The sequence below is a fragment of the Pseudomonas sp. CGJS7 genome, assembly GCF_036961695.1.
Window position 1 is genome coordinate 96,211 of record NZ_JBAMDI010000016.1, and the last position, 22,668, is coordinate 118,878.

The 22,668-nt window shown below is 62.5% G+C and carries 22 protein-coding genes; 11 read left to right on the plus strand and 11 right to left on the minus strand.

Going from position 1 to position 22,668, the window contains the following annotated elements; all coding sequences use genetic code 11:
* The first annotated feature begins 22 nt into the window (after positions 1-22).
* Complete coding sequence (locus tag V7787_RS12685; protein ID WP_064492951.1) at positions 23-1,000, plus strand: OmpA family protein; 978 nt, start codon at positions 23-25, stop codon at positions 998-1,000.
* 19 nt (positions 1,001-1,019) lie between these two features.
* On the plus strand, positions 1,020-1,667 hold the full coding sequence (pdxH, locus tag V7787_RS12690; RefSeq protein WP_104886601.1) for a pyridoxamine 5'-phosphate oxidase: 648 nt from the start codon (positions 1,020-1,022) through the stop codon (positions 1,665-1,667).
* A 39-nt stretch (positions 1,668-1,706) separates the two neighbouring features.
* Here the strand turns inward: pdxH and V7787_RS12695 are convergent, their stop codons facing one another.
* Positions 1,707-1,940 carry a hypothetical protein gene (locus V7787_RS12695; protein WP_064492949.1) on the minus strand — a complete coding sequence of 78 codons (234 nt, stop codon included), beginning with the start codon at positions 1,938-1,940 and terminating at the stop codon, positions 1,707-1,709.
* A gap of 147 nt (positions 1,941-2,087) precedes the next feature.
* Between V7787_RS12695 and V7787_RS12700 the strand changes: the two genes are divergently transcribed.
* Complete coding sequence (locus V7787_RS12700; protein WP_009684613.1) at positions 2,088-2,552, plus strand: glycine zipper 2TM domain-containing protein; 465 nt, start codon at positions 2,088-2,090, stop codon at positions 2,550-2,552.
* Between the two features lie 69 nt (positions 2,553-2,621).
* Here the strand turns inward: V7787_RS12700 and nhaA are convergent, their stop codons facing one another.
* The 8 genes from nhaA to V7787_RS12740 all read right to left on the minus strand — a co-directional run bounded on the left by nhaA (position 2,622) and on the right by V7787_RS12740 (position 11,509).
* Positions 2,622-3,815, minus strand: a complete 1,194-nt coding sequence (gene nhaA / locus V7787_RS12705; protein ID WP_177409992.1) for a Na+/H+ antiporter NhaA — start codon at positions 3,813-3,815, stop codon at positions 2,622-2,624.
* Between the two features lie 277 nt (positions 3,816-4,092).
* Positions 4,093-5,700 (minus strand): NAD(P)/FAD-dependent oxidoreductase, encoded by a 1,608-nt coding sequence (locus V7787_RS12710; RefSeq protein WP_019750617.1) that lies wholly within the window; start codon positions 5,698-5,700, stop codon positions 4,093-4,095.
* 103 nt (positions 5,701-5,803) lie between these two features.
* Positions 5,804-6,478: a COG3650 family protein gene (locus tag V7787_RS12715; protein ID WP_014589946.1), complete on the minus strand. Its 675-nt coding sequence runs from the start codon at positions 6,476-6,478 to the stop codon at positions 5,804-5,806.
* Positions 6,479-6,565: 87 nt separating this feature from the next.
* The gene (locus V7787_RS12720; protein ID WP_064492947.1) at positions 6,566-7,267 is read right to left on the minus strand and encodes an ABC transporter ATP-binding protein; all 702 of its coding nucleotides are present in this window, start codon (positions 7,265-7,267) and stop codon (positions 6,566-6,568) included.
* Positions 7,268-8,035, minus strand: a complete 768-nt coding sequence (livG, locus tag V7787_RS12725; RefSeq protein ID WP_047605048.1) for a high-affinity branched-chain amino acid ABC transporter ATP-binding protein LivG — start codon at positions 8,033-8,035, stop codon at positions 7,268-7,270. It lies immediately after the preceding gene.
* On the minus strand, positions 8,032-9,288 hold the full coding sequence (locus tag V7787_RS12730) for a high-affinity branched-chain amino acid ABC transporter permease LivM (protein ID WP_020192375.1): 1,257 nt from the start codon (positions 9,286-9,288) through the stop codon (positions 8,032-8,034). Before V7787_RS12730 ends, livG begins: the two co-directional genes overlap by 4 nt.
* Positions 9,285-10,208 (minus strand): high-affinity branched-chain amino acid ABC transporter permease LivH, encoded by a 924-nt coding sequence (gene livH, locus V7787_RS12735; protein ID WP_008097482.1) that lies wholly within the window; start codon positions 10,206-10,208, stop codon positions 9,285-9,287. Before livH ends, V7787_RS12730 begins: the two co-directional genes overlap by 4 nt.
* Positions 10,209-10,393: 185 nt before the next feature.
* Positions 10,394-11,509, minus strand: a complete 1,116-nt coding sequence (locus tag V7787_RS12740; protein ID WP_010952299.1) for a branched-chain amino acid ABC transporter substrate-binding protein — start codon at positions 11,507-11,509, stop codon at positions 10,394-10,396.
* Between the two features lie 359 nt (positions 11,510-11,868).
* On the opposite strand from V7787_RS12740, the gene V7787_RS12745 reads away from it, so the two are divergent.
* Together V7787_RS12745 and V7787_RS12750 are read left to right on the plus strand one after the other, a co-directional pair.
* Positions 11,869-12,180 (plus strand): DUF2288 domain-containing protein, encoded by a 312-nt coding sequence (locus tag V7787_RS12745; RefSeq protein WP_012051427.1) that lies wholly within the window; start codon positions 11,869-11,871, stop codon positions 12,178-12,180.
* Between the two features lie 192 nt (positions 12,181-12,372).
* Positions 12,373-13,260 carry an NAD(P)-dependent oxidoreductase gene (locus V7787_RS12750; protein ID WP_190869647.1) on the plus strand — a complete coding sequence of 296 codons (888 nt, stop codon included), beginning with the start codon at positions 12,373-12,375 and terminating at the stop codon, positions 13,258-13,260.
* Here the strand turns inward: V7787_RS12750 and V7787_RS12755 are convergent.
* Together V7787_RS12755 and rapA are read right to left on the minus strand one after the other, a co-directional pair.
* Positions 13,160-15,424 carry a putative bifunctional diguanylate cyclase/phosphodiesterase gene (locus V7787_RS12755; RefSeq protein WP_336088529.1) on the minus strand — a complete coding sequence of 755 codons (2,265 nt, stop codon included), beginning with the start codon at positions 15,422-15,424 and terminating at the stop codon, positions 13,160-13,162. The genes V7787_RS12750 and V7787_RS12755 overlap by 101 nt on opposite strands.
* A gap of 277 nt (positions 15,425-15,701) precedes the next feature.
* Positions 15,702-18,548: an RNA polymerase-associated protein RapA gene (gene rapA / locus V7787_RS12760; protein ID WP_064492944.1), complete on the minus strand. Its 2,847-nt coding sequence runs from the start codon at positions 18,546-18,548 to the stop codon at positions 15,702-15,704.
* Positions 18,549-18,698: 150 nt separating this feature from the next.
* On the opposite strand from rapA, the gene V7787_RS12765 reads away from it, so the two are divergent.
* The 6 genes from V7787_RS12765 to V7787_RS12790 all read left to right on the plus strand — a co-directional run bounded on the left by V7787_RS12765 (position 18,699) and on the right by V7787_RS12790 (position 22,656).
* Complete coding sequence (locus V7787_RS12765; RefSeq protein ID WP_064492943.1) at positions 18,699-19,394, plus strand: M949_RS01915 family surface polysaccharide biosynthesis protein; 696 nt, start codon at positions 18,699-18,701, stop codon at positions 19,392-19,394.
* A 63-nt stretch (positions 19,395-19,457) separates the two neighbouring features.
* Positions 19,458-19,787, plus strand: coding sequence for a hypothetical protein (locus V7787_RS12770; protein ID WP_010952305.1), 330 nt, complete (start codon positions 19,458-19,460; stop codon positions 19,785-19,787).
* A 68-nt stretch (positions 19,788-19,855) separates the two neighbouring features.
* On the plus strand, positions 19,856-20,017 hold the full coding sequence (locus tag V7787_RS12775) for a hypothetical protein (RefSeq protein ID WP_003254864.1): 162 nt from the start codon (positions 19,856-19,858) through the stop codon (positions 20,015-20,017).
* A 135-nt stretch (positions 20,018-20,152) separates the two neighbouring features.
* Positions 20,153-20,269, plus strand: coding sequence for a cytochrome c oxidase subunit CcoM (ccoM, locus tag V7787_RS12780; protein ID WP_003254862.1), 117 nt, complete (start codon positions 20,153-20,155; stop codon positions 20,267-20,269).
* A gap of 205 nt (positions 20,270-20,474) precedes the next feature.
* The gene (locus V7787_RS12785) at positions 20,475-22,463 is read left to right on the plus strand and encodes an FUSC family protein (RefSeq protein WP_104886594.1); all 1,989 of its coding nucleotides are present in this window, start codon (positions 20,475-20,477) and stop codon (positions 22,461-22,463) included.
* The gene (locus V7787_RS12790) at positions 22,450-22,656 is read left to right on the plus strand and encodes a DUF1656 domain-containing protein (protein WP_010952308.1); all 207 of its coding nucleotides are present in this window, start codon (positions 22,450-22,452) and stop codon (positions 22,654-22,656) included. Before V7787_RS12785 ends, V7787_RS12790 begins: the two co-directional genes overlap by 14 nt.
* Positions 22,657-22,668 lie beyond the last annotated feature (12 nt).

The following is a 22,668-nucleotide window of genomic DNA, read 5'->3' on the forward strand; positions in this document are numbered from 1 at the left end:
TCTATTTCATGGTGTATCGCTGATGTCTTCACATAAAACCTTAGCACTCGCCCTGTGCCTGACCGCCGTTACCGGCTGCGCCAGCCACTCCCCGGACGGCTCCAAGGAAGGTGGCTCCAGCTGGTGGCCTTTCGGTTCGGACAAGGTTGCCGAGCAGGAAGTGAAGTCAGCCGTCACTGAAAACGTGGCCAAAGCCGATGCCAAATCGGAAAGCTCCAGCCGCTGGTGGTGGCCGTTTGGCGGTGACGACAAGCAAGCCAAGGGGCCGGTGGTACCGAAGATCGATCAGAAGGCCACGCAGGCCTGGCTGGACGAATACGAGCCCAAGCTGCGCGAAGCGATCAAGGACAGCAAGCTGGAGCTGGAGCGTCGTGACAACGTGCTGGCGGTAACCCTGCCGGTGGACAGCTCGTACAATCCTGATCGCCCGAACATGTTGCTGCCCATGTCCCTGGGCCCGATTACCCGCGTTGCCAAGACTGTCGAAGGCGACCCCAAGACTGCCGTGCTGGTACTGGGCCATGCCGACAGCAGCGGCGCCGCCGTTGCCAACCAGAAGCTCAGCCTGGAGCGCGCCGCTTCGGTATCGGCCATCTTCCGCCTCAGCGGCCTGCAGCGTGACCGCCTGACCCTCAAGGGCATGGGTTCGGTGATGCCGCGCGCTGCCAACGACAGTGCCGAGGGGCGCGCCCTGAACCGCCGCGTGGAGATGTTGCTGACTCCGCAAAACACCATGGTCGCGCTGCTGGCCAAGTACCAGCAGGCCGCCCCGGCACCCGCCCCGGCCTCGATGGTGGCGGTGCAGGATGCCAAGGCACCAGCCGCCAAGGCCGCTGGCAGCAAACCGGCCGTCAAGGCTGCGGCGAAGAAACCGGTAGCCAAGGCCAAAACGCCTGCGAAGACTGCAGCCAAGAAAAAAGCTGCGCCGGCCAAGCCTGCAGCCAAGAAAGCTGCCGTTGACAAGAAAGTAGCTGCCAACAGCCCTGCGAAGACCAACTGATCGTCAAGGAACCGCAGTAATGACCCAATCCCTGGCCGATATGCGCCGCGATTACACCCGTGATGGCCTGGCCGAAGCCCAGGCACCAGGGCAGCCGTTCGCCCTGTTCCACCAGTGGTTTGCCGATGCGGTGAAAACCGAGCAGGTACCGGTGGAAGCCAACGCCATGACCTTGGCCACCGTGGACGGCGAAGGTCGCCCGCATTGCCGTGTATTGCTGTTGAAGGGGCTCGACGAGCAGGGTTTCACCTTCTTCACCAACTACGACAGCGCCAAGGGTCAGCAACTGCAAGCCAACCCCTTTGCGGCAATGACCTTCTTCTGGCCTGCGCTGGAGCGTCAGGTGCGGATCGAGGGCCGGGTGCAGAAGGTCACGGCGCAGGAGTCGGATGCCTACTACCAGGTGCGCCCGCTGGGCAGTCGCCTGGGGGCCTGGGCTTCGCCACAGAGCCGCGTGATTGCCGGGCGCGAAGAGTTGGAGAGCCTGGTAAAGGCCACCGAAGCGCGTTTCTCCGACACCCAGCCGCACTGCCCTGAGCATTGGGGGGGGTACCGGTTGTTGCCCGAGCGCATCGAGTTCTGGCAGGGGCGGCCAAGCCGCTTGCATGACCGGTTGAACTATCGACTGGTGGATGGGCAGTGGCTGCGAGAGCGGCTGGCGCCCTGAGCAACCGGGGCCGCCAAGCGGCCCCAGCCATTGATCAAGCTACCCCGGATAACCTGCCGCCTCGCGCTCCAACCACCCCGCCAGTTGCTTACGCCCCACCTTCTCCTGCCGCGCCTGCGCCAACCTTTCCAGCATGAACGCGCGTTTTTCAGGATCGGTCCCTGCCAGCGACAACGCCAGGTCGCGGTCCATCCAGCGGCGCATGCGCACATACAGCCACCAGTGGAAATACAGTCCCGCAACGGTGGTGACCACGACGATGAAGTAATCCATGGCTATTCTTGGTCTCACTTGAAAGGCCTTCGACACAGCCCGGCAGGCTGTACCCCGGCTGAATGAAAACAATTTTATTACGTTTGTACCGTGACAGCCGTCAATGTGCAGCGTCTAATGAGCACCTGACTTATGGAGACTTTACCCATGCGTAAATCCGCTTTGCTGGTGGCGACCTTTACCACCATGTCGCTGCTGCTGGGGGGCTGTGCCTCGAGCCTGACCGGTGACAGCTACTCTCGTGACGAAGCCCGCCGCGTGCAAACCGTGCGTATGGGTACCATCGAATCCCTGCGTCCGGTCAAGATCGAGGGCACCAAGACCCCGATTGGCGGCGGTGCCGGTGCCATCGTGGGTGGCGTAGCCGGCAGCGCCGTGGGCGGTGGCCGTGGCAGCATCGTGGCTGCCGTGATCGGTGCCGTGGCCGGTGGCTTGGCCGGCTCCGCAGCAGAAGAAGGCCTGACCCGTACCCAAGGTGTCGAAATTACCGTTCGTGAAGATGATGGCAGCATGCGCGCTTATGTGCAGGCTGTGCAGGAGAACGAAATCTTCCGCGTTGGCGACCGCGTGCGCATCATGACAGTTGACGGTACCAGCCGCGTTTCGCACTGACCGTAGCGCAGTCAAACAAAACCCCGACATGGCTGATGCCAGTCGGGGTTTTTTCAGGCCTCAGCCAAGTCAGGCAATGCTGGTTTTGCGGCTGGCCATTGCGGTGACGGCGTAGCCGATCACCGCGGCAAAGAACGAACCAGTAAGAATGCCCATGCGGTCCATGCCGGCGTACTCACTGCTACCCGGGGCGAAGGCGAGCGAGCCTACGAACAGGCTCATGGTAAAGCCAATGCCGCAGAGTATCGCCACCCCCAGAATTTGCCCCCAACCAGCGCCCGCAGGCAGCGCGGCCAGGCGCAGCTTGACCGCCACCCAGGTCAGGCCGAAAACCCCCACGGTCTTGCCCAGCAACAGGCCGATCGTGATGCCCATCGGCACGGGGTGGGTGAAGCTGTCTACGGTCATGCCTGCCAGCGAAACGCCGGCATTGGCAAAGGCGAAAATTGGCAGGATGGCATAGGCCACCCAGGGCTGCAGGGCGTGTTCCAGCGCCAGCAGCGGCGACGATTCAGCATTGCGTGTACGCAGCGGGATGCAAAAGGCCAGGGCGACACCAGCCAAGGTGGCATGCACGCCACTCTTGAGCACGCAGACCCACAGGATCAGGCCAACGATCATATACGGGCCAAGCTTGATCACACCAAGCCGGTTCATCGCCACCAGCACCAGCAGACAGGCCGCAGCCAGCAGCAGCGATACACTCGACAGGGTGCCGGAGTAGAACAGGGCGATGACAATGATCGCACCCAGGTCGTCGATGATCGCCAGGGTCATCAGGAACAACTTCAGTGACACCGGTACGCGTTTGCCGAGCAGGGCCAGGACACCGAGGGCGAAGGCGATGTCGGTGGCGGTAGGGATCGCCCAACCGGCCACGGCCGCAGGGTTGTCCCGGTTGATGAACCAGTAGATCAGCGCTGGCACCACCATGCCGCCCACGGCTGCGGTGGCAGGCAGAATCACTTGTGAGGGCTTGGACAGGTGACCGTCGACCACCTCGCGTTTGACCTCCAGGCCGATGAGCAGGAAGAACAGGACCATCAGGCCGTCGTTGATCCACAGTAGCAATGGCTTGGCGATGTTCAGCGCGCCGACCTGGATGGCGACGGGTACCTCGAGCAAGCCGCCGTACAGGTAGGACAGTGGCGAGTTATTGATGATCAGGGCCAGAACGGCGGCGGCGATCAGCAGCAGGCCGCTGGCGGCTTCGAGCTGGAAGAATCGGGTAAACAGGCTACGCACGGGCTGTAGGCCCTCCATGAGCAGTTTACGCAGGGTACGGGCGTACACCCTAGCCTGTAGAGATATGCTTTCAAACAAAAGACATATTCGTTTTTGTTATATGTTGTTGCTGACAGGCCTGGGGCAAGCCTAGATGGATTTGGGGAAGGATGGGGGAGGGGAAGTCTGGAGTAGGTGCTGGAATAGTCTGATGCCGGACCGGGCCCTTTCGCGGGTAAACCCGCTCCTACAGGGGGCCATTGTTCCGTGTAGGAGCGGGTTTACCCGCGAAGAGGCCCTGTCAGTCGATAAAGCATCAGAGGCCGAGCATATCCCGCGCCACTGCCTCGGCGATGCGAATGCCATCCACACCGGCTGACAGGATCCCGCCCGCGTACCCGGCCCCTTCACCCGCCGGGAACAGCCCTTTGAGGTTCAGGCTCTGGTAATCCTCACCGCGGGTAATCCGCAGTGGCGAAGAGGTACGCGTCTCGATACCGGTCAACACCGCATCATGCAGGTTATAGCCCTTGATCTGCCGGTCGAACGCCGGCAGTGCCTCACGGATCGCCTCGATGGCGAAGTCCGGCAGGCTCGGCGCCAGGTCACCCAAGGTCACGCCCGGCTTGTAGGACGGCTCGACACTGCCCAGTGCGGTCGAGGGCCGGCCGGCGACAAAATCACCCACCAGCTGTGCCGGGGCCTGGTAGTTGCTGCCGCCCATTACATAGGCGTGCGCCTCCAGGCGCTCCTGCAGTTCGATACCGGCCAACGGGCCACCCGGGTAGTCGCGCTCGGGGTCGATGCCGACGACGATGCCGGAGTTGGCGTTGCGCTCGTTACGCGAATACTGGCTCATGCCGTTGGTGACGACTCGCCCTGGTTCGCTGGTGGCCGCGACCACGGTGCCACCCGGACACATGCAGAAGCTGTATACCGAGCGGCCATTCTTGGCGTGGTACACCAGCTTGTAGTCTGCGGCACCCAGTTTCGGGTGGCCGGCGTACTTGCCCAGGCGTGCCTTGTCGATCAGCGTTTGCGGGTGCTCGATACGGAAGCCCACCGAGAACGGTTTGGCTTCCATGTAGACACCTTTGGCGTGCAGCATGCGGAAGGTGTCGCGGGCGCTGTGGCCCAGGGCCAATACCACATGGCGCGAGTGCAACTGCTCGCCGCTTTCAAGCACTACACCGGTCAGTTGGCCATCTTCGATCAACAGGTCGGTGACCTTCTCCTGGAAGCGCACTTCGGCCCCCAGGGCGATCATGTCCTGGCGCATCTGTTCGACCATGCCGGTGAGGCGGAAGGTGCCGATGTGCGGCTTGTTGATGTACAGGATTTCGTCTGGCGCACCGGCCTTGACGAATTCTTCCAGCACTTTGCGGCCGTGGTGTTGCGGGTCCTTGATCTGGCTATACAGCTTGCCGTCCGAGAAGGTACCGGCGCCGCCTTCGCCGAACTGCACGTTGGACTCGGGGTTGAGCACGCTCTTGCGCCACAGGCCCCAGGTGTCCTTGGTGCGCTGGCGCACTTCCTTGCCACGTTCGAGGATGATCGGCTTGAAGCCCATTTGTGCCAGCAACAGGCCGGCAAAGATGCCGCACGGGCCGAAACCGACCACGATCGGGCGCTCCTGCAGGCCTGCCGGGGCCTGGCCGACGAACTTGTAGGTGACGTCTGGGGCCGGGCCGATGTTGCGATCATCGGCGAACTTGCTGAGCAGCTCGGCCTCGTTGCTGGCTTCCAGATCGATGGTGTAGATGAACAGCAGTTCGCTGTTCTTCTTGCGCGCATCGTAGCTGCGCTTGAACAGGTTGAAGCTGAGCAGTTGCTCGTCGCGGATGCCCAGGCGCTGGACGATGGCTTCGCGCAGCGCTTCGTCGGGATGGTCCAGGGGCAGCTTCAGTTCGGTGATTCGTAGCATGGCAGGGTCCAGTATCCCGGCCATGGGCGGCCGGCGGCTTTACACAAACCGCCAAGTATAAGCTGTTAGCCGCCCCGACTGGCAGGATAAAAGCGCCCGGCGATCAGTTGTCGCGCGCACCACCGTAGTAACCGCAGCCGCGCAGGGTCTGGCCGTCGATGCGCAGTTCGGCGCGCAAGTGGCGTACGGCGCCGGTGGCGCTGTCGACGCAGCGTTGCGGGGCGACCCACAGTTCCACGTGCTGGCCGTTGGCTTCGCTGGTCAGGGTCAGGCCGCCGCCGGGCACTTCTTCTTCGAGGAATGGCAGGGGCAGCGGGTCTTTGCCGATGCGGTTAAGCACCATGCCCTTGCCGCTGGCCTTGATGTCCCAGTCCGGTTCATGGCCATTGGCGCGCAGGGTCAGCTGCTTGAAGTTGGGGTCGTCGCAAGCGCGGGTGGAGGGCTCCAGGCGGTACAGGCGGCTGACTTCCAGCTGGCCGTCGTTGTCGGCCTGCTTGGCGCCAGTGAGGCGACCGCGCACGTCGGCGAACAACTTGGCGTTGGCGTCCTTGGCCAGGTTGGCGGACTCCTGCAGGATGCCGGTGCCGGCGACGTCGTTGATCACGAAGCGGCGTGCTTCGCTGCAGGGCTTGAACAACAGGCGGCCGCCGTTGGCGCTCAGTTCGCCCTGCATGCGCGTGGTGCCGATGTTCGGGTCACGGGGCTGCTCGGCCAGTAACTGGCAGCCAGCGAACAGGGGCAGCAGGGCACTGAGCAGCAGGGTAGGGGTGAGACGCATGAGCGGGCTCCGGGGAATCTTTGCCAAAGAGCTGGCCACGATACACGTCCTGCGGGTAGAAAAAAGGGCCCGAAGGCCCTTTTTCATTCAACCCCCGAGGTAGGCATCGCGTACCTTCGGGTCGGTCAGCAGTGCCTCACCGGTGCCCTGCATCACCACCCGACCGTTCTCCAGCACGTACGCCCGGTCAGCGATCTTCAACGCCTGGTTGGCGTTCTGCTCCACCAGGAACACCGTCACGCCATCGCGGCGCAGCTGTTCGATGATGTCGAAGATCTGCTGGATGATGATCGGCGCCAGGCCCAGCGAAGGCTCGTCGAGCAGCAGCAGCTTGGGCTTGCTCATCAGCGCCCGGCCGATGGCCAGCATCTGCTGCTCGCCACCGGACATGGTGCCGCCGCGCTGGATGTAACGCTCTTTCAGGCGCGGGAACAGTTGCAGGACCTTGTCCAGTTGTTCCTGATAGTCGCCCTTGTCGGTGAAGAAACCGCCCATGGCCAGGTTTTCCTCGACGGTCAGGCGAGCGAACACGCGACGGCCTTCCGGCACTACCGCGATGCTTTTGCGCATGATGTGCGAGGACGGCTGGCCGACCAGCTCTTCACCCATGTACTTGATGCTGCCGCTGTGCGCCTGCGGCGAACCGCACAGGGTCATCAGCAAGGTCGACTTGCCGGCACCGTTGGCGCCGATCAGGGTGACGATCTCGCCCTGGTTGATCTCCACGTTGACGCTGTGCAGCGCCTGGATCTTGCCGTAGAAAGTGGAAACGTTTTCAAACTTCAGCATTTACGCTTCCCCCAGGTAGGCTTTGATCACGTCAGGGTTGTCGCGGATCTCCTCCGGCGTGCCATGGGCCAGGGGGGTACCCTGGTTGATCACCACGATATGGTCGGAAATGCTCATCACCAGCTTCATGTCGTGCTCGATCAGCAGCACGGTGACGTTGTGCGACTCACGCAGGTAGGCGATCAGAGCCTTGAGGTCTTCGGTTTCCTTCGGGTTCAGGCCGGCTGCCGGTTCATCGAGCATGATGATGCGTGGCTGGGTCATCATGCAGCGGGCGATTTCCAGGCGGCGTTGCTGCCCGTAGGCGAGGGTGCCGGCGGTACGGTTGGCGAACTCGGTCAGGTTGACCTTCTCCAGCCAGTACTGCGCACGCTCCAAGGCTTCCTTCTCGCTGCGGCGGAAACTCGGGGTCTTGAACAGGCCGGCGAAGAAGTTGGTGTTGAGGTGGCGGTGCTGGGCAATCAGCAGGTTTTCCAGCGCGGTCATTTCCTTGAACAGGCGCACGTTCTGGAAGGTCCGCACCACGCCCTTGCGGGCGATCTGGTGTCCGGCCAGGCCCTGGATCGGCTGGCCATCGAGCAGGATGGTGCCGTCGCTGGGCTTGTAGAAGCCGGTCAGGCAGTTGAACACGGTGGTCTTGCCGGCGCCGTTCGGGCCGATCAGCGCCACTACCTGTTTCTCCTTGACGGTCAGGCCCACGCCGTTGACCGCCAACAAGCCGCCAAAGCGCATGCTCAGGCCGCTGACTTGCAGAATTTCGCGGCTCATCGGGGCAGCTCCATCTGTGGACGTTGCATAGGCAGCAGGCCTTGCGGACGCCAGATCATCATCAACACCATCAGCGCACCGAACATCAGCATGCGGTATTCGCTGAACTCACGCATCAGCTCAGGCAGCAGGATCATCACGATGGCCGCGAGAATCACGCCCAGTTGTGAGCCCATGCCACCCAGCACGACGATGGCGAGGATGATCGCCGACTCGATGAAGGTGAACGACTCCGGCGTCACCAGACCTTGGCGCGCGGCGAAGAAGCTGCCGGCGAAACCGGCGAAGCAGGCACCCAGGGTGAATGCCGAGAGCTTGATCACGGTCGGGTTCAGGCCCAGAGCACGGCAGGCGATCTCGTCTTCACGCAGGGCTTCCCAGGCACGGCCGATCGGCATGCGCAGCAGGCGGTTGATCACGAACAACGCCAGCAGGGCCAGCAGCAGGGCCACCAGGTACAGGAAGATGACCTTGTTGATCGAGTTGTATTGCAGCCCGAAGAACTCGTGGAAGGTCTGCATGCCCTCGGCCGCACGGCGTTCGAAGGTCAGGCCGAAGAACTCCGGCTTGGGGATGTTGCTGATGCCGTTGGGGCCGCCGGTCCAATCGGTGAGGTTACGCAGGAACAGGCGGATGATCTCACCGAAACCGAGGGTCACGATCGCCAGGTAGTCACCACGCAGGCGCAGCACCGGGAAGCCGAGCAGGAAGCCGAACGTGGCAGCCATCAGGCCGGCAATCGGCAGGCACACCCAGAAGCTCCAGCCCAGGTAATGCGAGAGCATGGCGTAGCTGTAGGCACCGACGGCATAGAAGCCCACGTAGCCGAGGTCGAGCAGGCCCGCCAGGCCGACCACGATGTTCAGGCCCAGGCCCAGCAACACGTAGATCAGGATCAGCGTGGCGATGTCGACCGCACCGCGAGAGCCGAAGAACGGCCATACCAGTGCCACCACGATCAACCCGATGATGACATAGCGCTGGGTCTTGGGCAGGGTGAGGTAGTTGCTGACTGCCGGGGGGATCAGCTTGCGATCCGATCGGCGGCCCATCACCGAACTCCACTGCTTGTCGAACAGCACGCGCAGGAACATCAGCACCGAACAGACGGCGATGATGCTGATGGTGAACGAGCCCTGACTGTGCACGACCAGGCTGATGCCGTCGATGCTCAGTTTCAGGCCCAGTACCGGGAAGGCCACGGCCCAGACCAGCAAGGCGCTGAAGAACGCCTGTTTGAGATTTCTGTTCATACTTTTTCAACCTCCGGGCGGCCCAGAATGCCGGTCGGCCGGAATAGCAGGACAAGAACCAACAAGCCGAATGCCACCACGTCCTTGTACTGGTCGCCGAAGATATCGGCACCGAACGCTTCGGCCACGCCCAGCACCAGCCCGCCGAGCATGGCGCCCGGGATGCTGCCGATGCCACCCAGTACCGCCGCGGTGAAAGCCTTCAGGCCCACCAGGAAGCCGGCGTTGGGGTTGATCACCCCGTACTGCATGCTCAGCAGCACGGCCGCCACGGCAGCCAGGGCGGCACCGATGACGAAGGTGAGGGCGATGATGTTGTTGGTGTTGATGCCCAGCAGGTTGGCCATCTTGATGTCCTCGGCACAGGCGCGGCAGGCGCGGCCCAGGCGGGAACGAGAGATGAACAGGGTGAGCAGGGTCATGGCCACCAGGGTGACGACGAACACCAGGATTTGCATGTAGCTGATCAGTACTTCTTCAGCACCGCCTGGCCCGAAGGAGAAACTCCCGGGGATCAGGTTGGGGATGGACTTGTCCTTGGAGTCCTGCGAAAGCAAGACCGTGTTCTGCAGGAAGATCGACATGCCGATGGCAGAAATCAGCGGGATCAGACGGTTGCTGTTGCGCAGGGGGCGGTAGGCAACCCGTTCGATGCTGTAGCCATAGGCACTGGTGACGAAGATCGTCGCGACGAAGGCGACGGTCATCAGGATCGGCAGCGAATGGATACCCATCATGGCCAGGCCCGCGAGGGCGATGAAGGCCACGTAGGAACCGATCATGTACACCTCGCCGTGGGCGAAGTTGATCATGCCAATGATGCCGTACACCATCGTGTAGCCGATGGCGATCAAGGCATAGGTGCTGCCGATGGTCAATCCATTAACCAGTTGTTGGAAGAAATGGTAGATCTCAGGCATTACAGCGCTCCTAAAAACCTGATTTGCATTTCACTGGCAGGGGTACGGCCAGGAAACCGCGGGTGACGGTTTTAAGATTTTCAGGTGAGCCGGCCCCCGGATCGCGGGGATCGGGCCCATGAACCTCATAAAACGAAGCCCACTGCTCGCACAGTGGGCTCGTAGGTCAGCTATTAGTCACGCAGTTACTGAGGGGAGACTTCGGTCTTCGGCTTGCCGAAGTGCCATTCGTAGACCACGAACTTGAAGTCTTTCAGGTCGCCTTTGTCGTCGAACGACAGGTCGCCGGTCGGGGTCTTGAAGGTGCCTTTGTGGATGGCCTCGGCCACCTTGTCGGTATCATCGGAACCGGCTTTCTTGATGCCTTGAGCGATCAGCTCGACAGCCGAGTAGGCAGGGAATACGAACGGGCCACTTGGGTCCTTGCCGTCAGCCTTGATGGCGTCGACGATCTTCTTGTTCGCCGGGTCTGCGTCGAACGACTTCGGCAGGGTGACCAGCAGGCCTTCGGAGGCGTTCTGGGCGATCTGCGAAATGGAGTCGTTACCCACGCCTTCCGGACCCATGAACTTGGCTTTCAGGCCCTTCTCTTGAGCCTGGCGCAGGATCAGGCCCAGCTCTGGGTGGTAGCCGCCGTAGTAGACGAAGTCGACGTTGTTCTGCTTGAGCTTCTGGATGATCGAGGAGAAGTCCTTGTCACCCGCGTTCAGGCCTTCGAACACGGCAACCTTGGTGCCTTTGCTTTCCAGGGTTTGCTTGACGGCGGTGGCGATGCCTTCACCGTACTGCTGCTTGTCGTGCAGGACGGCAACGACCTTCGGCTTGACGTGGTCGGCGATGTAGTTGCCGGCAGCCGGGCCCTGGGCGCTGTCCAGGCCGATGGTGCGGAAGATCAGCTTGTAGCCACGGGCGGTGATTTCCGGCGAGGTGGCGGCCGGGGTGATCATGATCACGCCTTCGTCCTCGTAGATGTCGGACGCTGGCTGGGTGGAGCTGGAGCACAGGTGGCCGACCACGAACTTGACGCCGTCGTTGACCACTTTGTTGGCGACTGCCACGGCCTGTTTAGGGTCGCAGGCGTCGTCGTATTCCTTGGCTTCGAGCATCTTGCCATCCACGCCGCCCGCGGCGTTGATATCCTTGATGGCTTGCTTGGCGCCGATGAACTGCATGTCGCCGTACTGGGTCACGGGACCCGTCTTGGGACCGGCGATGCCGATCTTGATGGTATCGGCGGCAAACGAATGGCTGGCTACCCCGGCCAGTACCATTGCGGCGAACAGCTTGGAAATCTTGATCATAGTGCTCCACTCATTCTGTTGTAATTCTTATAGTCCTGGCGGCCAGGGCTACAGACCGGGCGGGATTTGCGGCGTGGCCATGCCAACGCGCTAGCCCACCTTCCCCCGGAACATGTCCCGGAACTGTACCGGTACAGTGTAGAGCGCTGTTCGAGCGCTTGAAAAGCGGTCGAAAAGTGCGTCTTTCCTGCGTTGTCGCTTGATCGACAGAAAGATACAGAAAGGCGCCATCAAACTGCCTGCATCTGCGACCCCGTCCCACAACTTCGGGGCCAATCGACCAAATTACATATTTGAAACCGGGTTTTTCTGCAAAAATGCCGGCCTTTTTATTGACCGATTTTTTGCGGATACCACCCATGACTGATCAAACAAGCACCCTCTATGCCAAATTGCTTGGCGAGACGGCAATCATCGAGTGGAAAGCGCTGGAGCGTTTTTGGGCCAAGGGTGACCTGATTTGGGTCGACCCCAGCCTTGACCTGATCGCCGTTGCCGAGGCGATGGCCGAGAATCGCAGCGAGATCTTCGCCAAGTGGCGTAGTGATGGCACTGTTGGGCCGGTGTCGGCCGAGCAGGCATTGGACCTGCAAAGCCGCGACCCAGAGATCTGGGCGGTGGTGGTTTCACCGTTCATCGTGATTCAGGTGAAGGGCCAGGAAGAGGCGTGATCTTTTTTAGTGCGCAAAAATACGCATCAGCGCCGTTTTGGTGCTTGAAAGCAATCAAGACGGGTAGAGGGAAGTAACAATTCGGCGTGGCGGTAACAGTTTACGGGATGCGTAATGTGGCCATCGTTCTGCCAGGCGCCACCGGGACCGCCGCCAGCCTGGGAAATGTTCGAATCAGTCAGGAGTTTATCGATGAGCACTGCACTACCTTCGCTTGGATTCGCCGGCATCGGCCTGATGGGCCTGCCCATGTGCCGCCGCCTGCTGGCAGCGGGTTATCCGCTGACGGTATGGAACCGCAGCCCGGACAAGTGCGCCGCGCTGGTCGCTGCTGGTGCGCGCCTGGCCAGCAGCCCGGCCGAATTGTGCCGTGACAGCGACATGGTGCTACTGTGCCTCGCCGACACGGCGGTGGTGCGTGAAGTGGTGTTCGGCGAGCAAGGCGTTGCCCAGGGCGGGCGCAGCGGCCAGTTGCTGATCGATTTCTCCAGCCTGGAACCCACCGCCACCCGTGAAATGGCTGCCGAACTGGCCGCACTGTGCGGCATGGCCTGGCTGGATGCACCGGTATCTGGCGGTACGCCCGGTGCCGAAGCGGGCACGCTGGCGATCATGGTTGGCGGTGAAGCGGCCGATCTGCAGCGTGCACGCCCGGTGCTGCAGGTGCTTGGTCAGCGCGTGACGCATATGGGCGCGGTAGGCGCGGGCCAGGTGACCAAGGCTTGCAACCAGATGATCGTAGCGTGCAATGCCCTGGTAATTGCAGAAGTGGTGGCACTGGCCGAACAGTCGGGCGTGGACGCGACGCTGATCGCTGAAGCGCTGGCGGGGGGCTTTGCCGATTCCAAGCCATTGCAGATTCTTGCACCGCAAATGGCCGAGAGCCGCTTCGAGCCAATCAAGTGGCACGTACGCACGCTGCTCAAGGACCTCGATGGCGCGGTCAAGTTTTCCCGCGAGCAAGGCTCTGCGACGCCGCTCAGTGGCCTTGCCGCGCAACTGATGCGCTTGCACGGTAGCCAGGGTTACCTGCAAAAAGATCCGGCGACCCTGGTAGAGCTGTACCGCAACAAGGTGTGATCCGGCCGTTCTGGCGCTGCAACCGCTCCAGCAGTGGGCGCAACTCGGCCAGCGGTACGGGGCGCCCCAACAGGTAGCCCTGCAGGTAGTCGCAGCCATGGCTTTCGAGGAACGCCTGCTGTTCGGCGGTTTCCACGCCCTCGCTGACTACCCGCAGGTGCAGGGTATGCGCCATGGCGATGATCGCCTGGACAATTTCCCGGTCTTTCTGGCTGCCCGGTACATCCTGCAGGAAGGTGCGGTCGATCTTCAGCACATCCAGCGGCAGGCGCTTGAGGTAAGCCAGTGACGAGTAGCCGGTACCAAAATCATCGATCGAAAGTGCCACCCCCAATGCCCTGACGCGTTTGAGCAGGCTGACCGTGCGCTGGATATCGCCCACCAGGGCGTTCTCGGTCACCTCCAGCTCCAGGTGGCGCGGCGCAAGGGCGGCGTGGAACAGCGCCTTTTCTACTTCCTTAGGCAGTTCGTCGTGGCTGAGGGTGACTGCCGAGCAATTGACCGTGACCTGGACCTCGCCGTAGCCGTGGCGCTGCAAGTGGGCCAGGTCGGCACAGGCATGGCGCAGCACCCACAGGTCAAGGTCGATGATCAGGCCGTTGGCTTCGGCAATGCCGACAAAACGGTCGGGCCCGAGCAGGCCGTGTTGAGGATGCTGCCAGCGTACCAGCGCTTCCAGTTTGGCCATTTGCCCGCTGCGCAGGTCGAAGATCGGCTGGTAGTGCACACACAGCCCGCGCTCTTCGAGCAGCGCCAGGCGCAGCTCTTCTTCCAGTTGCAAGGCGATCGACGCGCGAGCCTTCAGGCTGTCATTGAAGAAATTCAGGCTGTTGCGCCCGTTGTCCTTGGATTGGTAGAGGGCCAGGTCGGCATGCTTGAGCAGCTCTTCGGCTGTGCTGCCATCGTCCGGGAAGATACTTATACCAATGCTGGTGGTCATGACCATGCGCCGCCCGCCCAGGTCGATGGGTTCTTTCATCCGTTGCATGATGCGCTGGGCCAGGTGGCGGGCTTCGTCGCGGCTGTTCAGGCTGGTGACCACACAGAACTCGTCGCCACCAAAGCGCGCAACCAGGTCGTGGTTGCGGGTAGCGGCCTTGATGTGGTTGGCGATCACCTTGAGCAGCTCGTCACCGGCATCGTGGCCAAGGCTGTCGTTGATACGCTTGAAATGGTCGATGTCGAGGAACATGACGGCCAGGCGGTTTTCGCTGGCCTGATGTTCGACCAGGCGCTCGGCGAATACCTGGTTGAATCCACGGCGGTTGAGCAGGTTGGTCAGGGCATCATAGTGCGCCGCCTGCTGCAGCGAAGCGCGGGCCTGGTCCAGTTGGCTGAGCAGTACGCTGACCCGGCGCAGGTCGTGCTCCTTGCTTTGCAGCTTCTTGTCGGCCAGTGCGGCGCTGATGCTGGCGCCACTGATCAGCAGGGTGATGAAGCCGATGCCCAGTCCCAGTTGCAGGCTGTTGTCGCCCGAGGGCAGGCGCAGTGCGGTATCGGCAGGGATGACCAAGGTCATGGCCGACATCGCGGTGAAATGAGTGGCGACGATGCCGCCGGCCATCAGCAGGCTGGCGCCGTACTTCATGGCCTGGTACAGGGTGCCGCTGCCATTGCGCAAGTAGCGGGCCAGGTACAGCGCGGTCAGGGCGGTGAGCAGGGCAATGGCGGCAGAGGCAAGTAGCAAGCCGGTTTGGTAGTACTGGCGGGCACCCGTTTCCATCGCGGCCATGCCGACAAAATGCATGAGGATGATGCCCAGGCCGATCAGCCCTGCGCTCGGCACGAAATGGTGCGCGCGCATGTTGCTGCGTTCGAGGCTGTGCATGGCCAACCAGGCCACGCCCAGTGCGATGAGCAGTGAAAGAATGGTCAGGGATACGTCGTAGTGCACGTCCACCGGGGCCCGAAAGGCCAGCATGCTGATGAAGTGCATGGCCCATATGCCGCCGGCCAGGCAGCAGGCTCCAAGCATGTTCCATTGCCGGTGGGCGGTGGGGTCGTCGCTGTGGGACTGACGCTCGGCCATGTCGAGCGTGGCGAAACAGGCCGCGCAAGCAACGAAATAGGCGAGCAGAACCAAGAGCGGTTCATGACGGCAGTCGATGACGATGCGCCCGGTTGCGGGAAGATCGGCGAACAGTTGCAGCCCCAGCCATTCCATGGAATGCCTCTTGATCGAGTCTTCACTCGTCTGCGCTACAACCCTGTGCAGACTGTCCAGAGGCAGTATAGGAAGGAGTACTTAAGCCTTCCTGACTAATGGCACAATGATTTCTACGATTTGGTTATAACTCCAATCGCAGTGAGGAATAAATTTGGGGCCCTAATGCCTTCCTGTGGGAGCGGGCGAGCCCGCGAAGCATCCACTGCGGTGGATGCCACCGGCTTCGCCGGTGTTCGCGGGCGTGCCCGCTCCCACAAGGGGCGCGGGGCCTGCGTTAGCCAGCCACCAGCACGCGAATGGCTTCCAGGCGCAGGGCGGCCTTTTCCAGCATTGCCAGGCCATCTTCGCGCCGCTTGCGCAGGGCGTCGATTTCGCTGTCACGCACACTTGGGTTGACCGCTTGCAATGCCACCAGGCGCGCCAGCTCTTCGTCGGCCTCGGCTGTCAGGCGGCGCTGGGCTTCGGCCACGCGCTCGTTGTGGGCCGGCAGGATCTTCTCCTCGCCGCCACTGATACGCTTGGCCAGCACATCGCGCTGGGCCTGGACGAACTTGTTGGCGCTGGCGCGCGGTACACTCTCGAGCTGGTCGTTGAGGGTTTCGAAAGCAACGCGTGACGCCAGGTCGTTGCCATTGGCGTCGAGCAGGCAGCGCAGTGCCGCCGGCGGCAGGTAGCGGCCCAGTTGCAGGCTACGGGGTGCCACCACCTCGCTGACGAACAGCAGTTCAAGCAGGACAGTGCCTGGTTTGAGCGCTTTGTTCTTGATCAACGCCACGGCGGTGTTGCCCATCGAGCCTGACAGCACCAGATCCATGCCGCCCTGTACCATCGGGTGCTCCCAGGTGAGGAACTGCATGTCCTCGCGTGACAGCGCCTGGCCACGGTCGTAGGTGATGGTCACGCCTTCATCGTCGCCCAGCGGGAAGCTGGCATCGAGCATCTTCTCGCTCGGCTTGAGGATCAGTGCGTTCTCGGAATGGTCTTCGCTGTCGATGCCGAAGGCGTCGAACAGGGTTTCCATGTAGATCGGCAGGGCGAACTGGTCGTCCTGTTCCAGAATGGCCTCGACCAGCGCCTGACCTTCGCCGGCGCCGCCGGAATTGAGTTCCAGCAGGCGGTCACGGCCAGTGTGCAGTTCGGCTTCCAGGCGTTCGCGTTCGCTGCGGGCGTCGGCCACCAGGGTATCCCAGGCCTTGTTTTCGCCGCCTTCGAGCAGCGGCAGCAGGCGTGGGCCGAACTGGTGCTGCAGGGCATTGCCGGTGGGGCAGGTGTTGAGGAAGGCGTTGAGGCCTTCGTGGTACCACTGGAACAGGCGCTCTTGCGGGCTTTCCTGCAGGTACGGGATGTGCAGCTGGATAGTGTGCTTCTGGCCGATCCGGTCAAGGCGGCCGATGCGCTGTTCGAGCAGGTCGGGGTGCGCCGGCAGGTCGAACATCACCAGGTGATGAGCGAACTGGAAGTTGCGGCCTTCGCTGCCGATTTCCGAGCAGATCAGCACCTGGGCGCCAAACTCTTCATCGGCAAAGTAGGCAGCGGCACGGTCGCGCTCGAGGATGCTCATGCCTTCATGGAACACCGAGGCCGGGATGCCGGAGCGCACGCGCAGGGCGTCTTCCAGGTCCATGGCGGTTTCGGCGTGGGCGCAGATCACCAGCACTTTGGTGCGCTTGAGCATCTTCAGGGTGTCGATCAGCCAGTCGACGCGTGGGTCGAAACGCCACCAGCGCTCGTCATCGGCCACTTCACCCTGGGCCTGGAAGGCAACTTCCGGGTACAGCTCGGCGTGATCGCCGGCTGGCAGGTCGCGGTATTGCTCGGGCGTGGGCAGCGGGTAGGGGTGCAACTGGCGCTCGGGGAAGCCCTGGATCGCCGCACGGGTGTTACGGAACAGCACGCGGCCAGTGCCGTGGCGATCCAGCAGCTCGCGAATCAGCCGCGCGCTGGCCTGGGTATCGCCGTCGCTGACTGCCGCCAGCAGGGCTTCGCCTTCGGCACCCAGGAAGCCCAGGATGGTGGCGTGGGCCTTGGGCGACAGGCGGCCTTCGTCGAGCAGTTCCTGCACTGCCTCGGCTACCGGGCGGTAGTGTTCGCTCTCGGCGCGGAAAGCGGCCAGGTCATGAAAACGGTTGGGGTCGAGCAGGCGCAGGCGGGCGAAGTGGCTGTCCTGGCCAAGCTGCTCGGGGGTGGCGGTCAGCAACAGTACGCCCGGAATCACTTGGGCCAGTTGCTCGACCAGGCCGTATTCGGCGCTGACCTGGTCTTCGTGCCAGACCAGGTGGTGGGCTTCGTCGACGACCATCAGGTCCCAGCCAGCGGCAAACAGCGCGTCCTGGGCCTTTTCGTCATCGACCAGCCACTCCAGGGCAACCAACGCCAGTTGGGCATCCTCGAACGGGTTGCTGGCGTCGCTTTCGATGAAGCGCTCGGCGTCGAACAGCGCCACTTGCAGATTGAAGCGCCGGCGCATTTCCACCAGCCACTGGTGCTGGAGGTTTTCCGGCACCAGGATCAGTACGCGGCTGGCGCGACCCGACAGCAGCTGGCGGTGGATGACCAGGCCGGCTTCGATGGTTTTGCCCAGGCCCACTTCGTCGGCCAGCAGAACGCGCGGGGCGCTGCGGTCGGCGACTTCGCGGGCAATGTGCAGTTGGTGGGCGATGGGCTGTGCGCGGCAGCCGCCCAACCCCCACAGTGCCGACTGCATCTGCTTGCTGGTGTGCTGCAGGGTGTTGTAGCGCAGGCTGAACCACGACAGTGGGTCTATCTGCCCGGCGAACAGGCGGTCGCTGGCCAGGCGGAACTGAATGAAGTTCGACAACTGGGTTTCAGGCAGGGTGCGAGGCTGGTTCTGCCCGTCCAGGCCGTGGTAGACCATCAGCCCGTCGATGTCCTCGACCTCGCGGACGGTCAGCTTCCAGCCCTCGAAGTGGGTGATCTGGTCACCTGGCGAGAAGCGCACGCGGGTCAGCGGCGCATTGCGCAGGGAATACTGGCGGGTGTCGCCAGTGGCCGGGTAGAGCACGGTCAACAGGCGGCCATCCTGCGCCAGGATGGTACCCAGGCCGAGCTCTGCTTCGCTGTCGCTGATCCAGCGTTGCCCCGGTTGATACTGCTGCGCCATACTGCCTGAACTCCCGCGATGAAAAAGCCGATTATGTTAACGGATCGGCCGGTCAGACCAAAGTGCCGATAGCACCGAAAGGTATCGAAAGGCACAGTCTAGTCGTTTCATCGCCCTGCACAGCGCCGCCGACGAGGGCCCCGGATCAACATGTCTGCCAAGCACCGCTGGATCAGCGCTTCGATGGCCGTGGGCAGCCTGGTGCTGCTGAGCGCCTGCGAGCAGAAAAACTTTGAGACATTGCCCCCCATTCCGATGGAGCAGCTTGAGGTACTGGGCGTGCAGACGCCGATAAAGAGCGTGCACTTTCGTGACGGTGACGGCGAAGGGCTGTTGGTCCTGAGCCGCAGCGATGGCCAGGCCAGCGACCTGGAAAGCGAACAGGAAGTGGACAAGGTGGTGCTCAAGGCCACCTTGTACGGGCGCACGGCCGAGAGCGACGCCTTCAAGGCGCGTTGGCAGGTCGAGCAGGAAACGACCTGCCCGGGGCTGGACCTGGACGTGGACTTCTATAATGACGTCAGTGACGTCAGCGACCTGAACAAGAATGGGGTGGCCGAGATAACGGTGGCCAGCCATGCATTCTGCGGCGGCGGTATCGACCCGCATGACATCGCCATCGAGATGCGTGAAGGGCAGGCCAGTTACACCATTACCGGCCAGTCGCTGATCACCCCGGCGGGCGAGGAACCGATCGGCGGTGAGCGCGAGGACAGCGCTTCGCTGAAAGCCGCGCCGCAGGTATTGCGCGATCATATGGATGCGGTTTGGCAGCAGGTGTACAAGCGGCCCTGGAGCGAGGCCAGCCCGCCAGTCGACGACGAGCCGGGTGACGAAGCCGAGTAAATGTTGTCCATGACATCAAGGTAAAGCTGCGCCTGCCGATACAGGGGGCATAGGAGAACGTCCATGCTGCCGCCGATCATTCCGCTCAGTGCCGCCCCGGTCACCTCGCAACAGGACCCGGTCAAGCCAACCCCCGACGTCAAGCCGGTGGTGCCGACGCAGCCTGCGTCCGGCGAAAGTGCTATTGACCTCAAGCGCCAGCGCGACCCGCAGGAGCAGGTATTGTTGCTGCGCGATGAACAGCGCCGCCAGCAGCAACGCCGGAACAAGGGCGAGCAGGAACGCTACGAGGCCGTGCCGGGTGACGAGGTCAATGCCGACAACACCGTGCCGGTAGCGCCATTGATGGGCGAGCATGTACGCCAAGGACTGCTGGTGGACATCGAAGTCTGATACGGGGCTGGTCAGCGCCTGCGCCTGGCTTCATCATGCAATTCTCTGTTGATCGTCGAGCCCACCCCATGAGCCAAGACAACCTCATCGATTTCGATGCCGAACGTGCCAAGCGCGTCCACGACCTCAAGGAAAAGCGGCTGAACGAAATGCGCAATGCTTTCGAGCAGGCCCTGCCATTGAGTACCAGCAAGAAAAAGAAGCCCAAGGGCAAGCCTAAGAAGCGTTGAAACTTGACGCAGGTCAACCCTGCGCCCCCCTCGCGTGCCCGGCCTCGGGCACCATTGACACTGATCAATTTTCCCCGCCGCCACATTGGTTAACGTGTACCCATCGGACAACGGCAAACGAATGGGGAGGCCAGCATGTTCTTCGACAACGTGGTTATCGCCGGTGTGGTAACGGTCGGGCTGATGGTCGCCTTCTTTGCCGGTCTGGGCATTTTCATCTGGAAGGACTCGAACAAGCGCAAGCCGCGCTGACCTTCCGGGTACACGAGCACGCAAGGCATTTAGGGCGACTTCGGTCGCCCATTTTTTTTGCCTGCATTTTTTATTGTCTGAGCTGTCCCTTTCAATGCAGGCCAATCGAATATACATGATTAGCTAGCTAATTAATCGTTTCCGCTTTATCCTGCTCATCATTGTCTATCTTTTCAGCAAGACTTTTCCCCGCAAGGTCCGCCTCGTGCCCATCACCTTTCAGGCCCTGTTCGCGCCCAGCAGCCTCGCCCTCAAGTTTGCCATCAAGACCCTGCTCGGGGGCGGCCTGGCGTTGTGGCTGGCGATGCGCTGGGGGCTGGAGCAACCCTCCTGGGCATTGATGACTGCTTTCATCGTCGCCCAGCCGCTATCGGGCATGGTGGTGCAGAAAGGCTTGGCGCGGTTGGCCGGCACGTTGGTCGGCACAGTCATGTCGGTGCTGTTCATCGGCCTGTTCGCCCAGACCCCCGGCCTGTTTCTGCTTACCTTGGCGCTTTGGCTGGCGCTGTGTACCGCAGCGTCCACCCAGTTGCGCAGCGCCTGGGCCTATGCCTTCGTGCTGGCCGGCTACACCGCAGCGATCATTGCCTTGCCGGCCATTGACCACCCCCTGCAAGTATTCGACCAGGCCGTGGCTCGCTGTACCGAGATCTGCCTGGGTATTTTCTGTGCAACAGCCAGCAGTGCCTTGCTCTGGCCCATGCGGGTCGAGCAGCAACTGGGCGGGCAGGCGCGGCAGGCCTGGCAGAACGGCCTGCAGGCCGCCAGCGCCATGCTGGGCGGAGAGGACGAGGCGCGCAAAGGCCTGCTGGAAAGCCTGGGGCGCATCGTTGCCATCGACAGCCAACGTGAACATGCCTGGTTCGAGGGCAATCGCGGGCGCCAACGTGCCCGTGCCATTCGTGGCCTTAGCCAGAAACTGATGGTGCTGTTGCGTATTTCCCGTTCGGTGCGCCGCCAGTGGCGGCAACTGGATGAGGGTGAGGTCGAGCATCTGACGCCCTGGTTGCAGGAAGTGCGCACGCTGCTGGCTCAACCCGATCAGCCCAGCCTGCTGTTGTTGCGTCAGCGAATCTGGGATGCCGCCCACGATGAGCAAATCAGTTCAGCGGAGCACTTCTGCCTGGCGCGCATGGCCCTGCTATTGGACTATGCCATGGCCGCCAGCCAGGCACTTGAGGATGTGGAGGCGGGCAGGGCGCCCAAGGACGTGTCCCAGGGGCTGGCCGCGCACCGAGACTGGTCGCTGGCCTTGCTGTTCGGCTCGCGCAGCGCGCTGGCCTTCCTGGTAATGAGTGGTTTCTGGCTGGCCACGGCCTGGCCTTCGGCCCCCGGTGGCCTGGTGCTGACCTGCGTGGTCTGCAGCCTGTTCGCCAGTCGCGAGAACGGCGCACAGATCGGCCTGAGTTTCCTGCGCGGGATATTCCTGGCGATACCGGCGGCGTTTGTGGTCGGGCAGATCATGCTGCCGCAATGGAGCAGCTTCGCCATGCTCTGCCTGGGCATGGGCGTGCCACTGTTTCTTGGTGCACTGGGCATGGCCCATCCGCGTACCGGGGCTACGGCCACTTCCTATTGCCTGCACTTCATTGTGCTGGTGTCGCCGCTCAACGCCATGCAGTTCGGCGTGGCGACCATGCTGAACAGTGCCCTGGCCATGCTGGTGGGGGTGTCGGCAGCGGTCATGGCCTTTCGCTTACTGGTGTTCCGCCATCCGGCCTGGCTGGGCCGGCGCTTGCGAGCTGCCACGCAGAGCGACCTGGTGCGCCTGACTCGGCGCGACCTGCGCGGGGCTGACAGCTGGTTTGGCGGGCGCATGGCCGACCGGCTGATGCAACTGGCGCGGCATGCCAGTGAATTACCGGAAGGCGAACGCAAACGTTGGGATGACGGCCTGCACGGGCTTGATATCGGCGATGAACTGGTACACCTGCGCATGTGCCTGGCGGTCGCCCAGGCCCCTTTGGGGCGGGCCGAGCGCGAGTACCTGCAACACGTGGAGGCAGCGCTGGCCAAAGGGCCTGCTGCCGGGCGTGGGCAACTGCTGGATGCTGCCAGTGAGCAGTTCATTGCAGCCTTGCGTCGGCTGCCAGCCAGCGACCCGCTTCGCCTGGCCGAGGGGGCAGTACTGCAATTGCAGAAAAGCTGGGGCAAATGGTGCCGCTGGCAGGAGGACACCCATGGGTTTGCGTGAGTGGGAAGTGGGCGGTGTGCTGCTCAGCCCGTTTTTGCTTTATGTGTTGTTGGCGCTGCTGCTCACCGGCCTGCTGCGCCTGGTGGTGCATGCCACACCGTTGGGGCGCTGGATCTGGCATGAAGCGCTGTTCGACGCAGCGCTGTTCGTCTGTGTGTTGTTCCTGGTGGTACGCCTGTCTGGGACTTTATAAAGGAGTGTTTCG

Coding starts and splice junctions, on each gene's coding strand:
- V7787_RS12685 (WP_064492951.1), top strand. CDS start 23: ATGTCTTCACATAAAACCTTAGCACTCGCCCTGTGCCTGACCGCCGTT.
- pdxH (WP_104886601.1), top strand. CDS start 1,020: ATGACCCAATCCCTGGCCGATATGCGCCGCGATTACACCCGTGATGGC.
- V7787_RS12695 (WP_064492949.1), bottom strand. CDS start 1,940: ATGGATTACTTCATCGTCGTGGTCACCACCGTTGCGGGACTGTATTTC.
- V7787_RS12700 (WP_009684613.1), top strand. CDS start 2,088: ATGCGTAAATCCGCTTTGCTGGTGGCGACCTTTACCACCATGTCGCTG.
- nhaA (WP_177409992.1), bottom strand. CDS start 3,815: ATGGAGGGCCTACAGCCCGTGCGTAGCCTGTTTACCCGATTCTTCCAG.
- V7787_RS12710 (WP_019750617.1), bottom strand. CDS start 5,700: ATGCTACGAATCACCGAACTGAAGCTGCCCCTGGACCATCCCGACGAA.
- V7787_RS12715 (WP_014589946.1), bottom strand. CDS start 6,478: ATGCGTCTCACCCCTACCCTGCTGCTCAGTGCCCTGCTGCCCCTGTTC.
- V7787_RS12720 (WP_064492947.1), bottom strand. CDS start 7,267: ATGCTGAAGTTTGAAAACGTTTCCACTTTCTACGGCAAGATCCAGGCG.
- livG (WP_047605048.1), bottom strand. CDS start 8,035: ATGAGCCGCGAAATTCTGCAAGTCAGCGGCCTGAGCATGCGCTTTGGC.
- V7787_RS12730 (WP_020192375.1), bottom strand. CDS start 9,288: ATGAACAGAAATCTCAAACAGGCGTTCTTCAGCGCCTTGCTGGTCTGG.
- livH (WP_008097482.1), bottom strand. CDS start 10,208: ATGCCTGAGATCTACCATTTCTTCCAACAACTGGTTAATGGATTGACC.
- V7787_RS12740 (WP_010952299.1), bottom strand. CDS start 11,509: ATGATCAAGATTTCCAAGCTGTTCGCCGCAATGGTACTGGCCGGGGTA.
- V7787_RS12745 (WP_012051427.1), top strand. CDS start 11,869: ATGACTGATCAAACAAGCACCCTCTATGCCAAATTGCTTGGCGAGACG.
- V7787_RS12750 (WP_190869647.1), top strand. CDS start 12,373: ATGAGCACTGCACTACCTTCGCTTGGATTCGCCGGCATCGGCCTGATG.
- V7787_RS12755 (WP_336088529.1), bottom strand. CDS start 15,424: ATGGAATGGCTGGGGCTGCAACTGTTCGCCGATCTTCCCGCAACCGGG.
- rapA (WP_064492944.1), bottom strand. CDS start 18,548: ATGGCGCAGCAGTATCAACCGGGGCAACGCTGGATCAGCGACAGCGAA.
- V7787_RS12765 (WP_064492943.1), top strand. CDS start 18,699: ATGTCTGCCAAGCACCGCTGGATCAGCGCTTCGATGGCCGTGGGCAGC.
- V7787_RS12770 (WP_010952305.1), top strand. CDS start 19,458: ATGCTGCCGCCGATCATTCCGCTCAGTGCCGCCCCGGTCACCTCGCAA.
- V7787_RS12775 (WP_003254864.1), top strand. CDS start 19,856: ATGAGCCAAGACAACCTCATCGATTTCGATGCCGAACGTGCCAAGCGC.
- ccoM (WP_003254862.1), top strand. CDS start 20,153: ATGTTCTTCGACAACGTGGTTATCGCCGGTGTGGTAACGGTCGGGCTG.
- V7787_RS12790 (WP_010952308.1), top strand. CDS start 22,450: ATGGGTTTGCGTGAGTGGGAAGTGGGCGGTGTGCTGCTCAGCCCGTTT.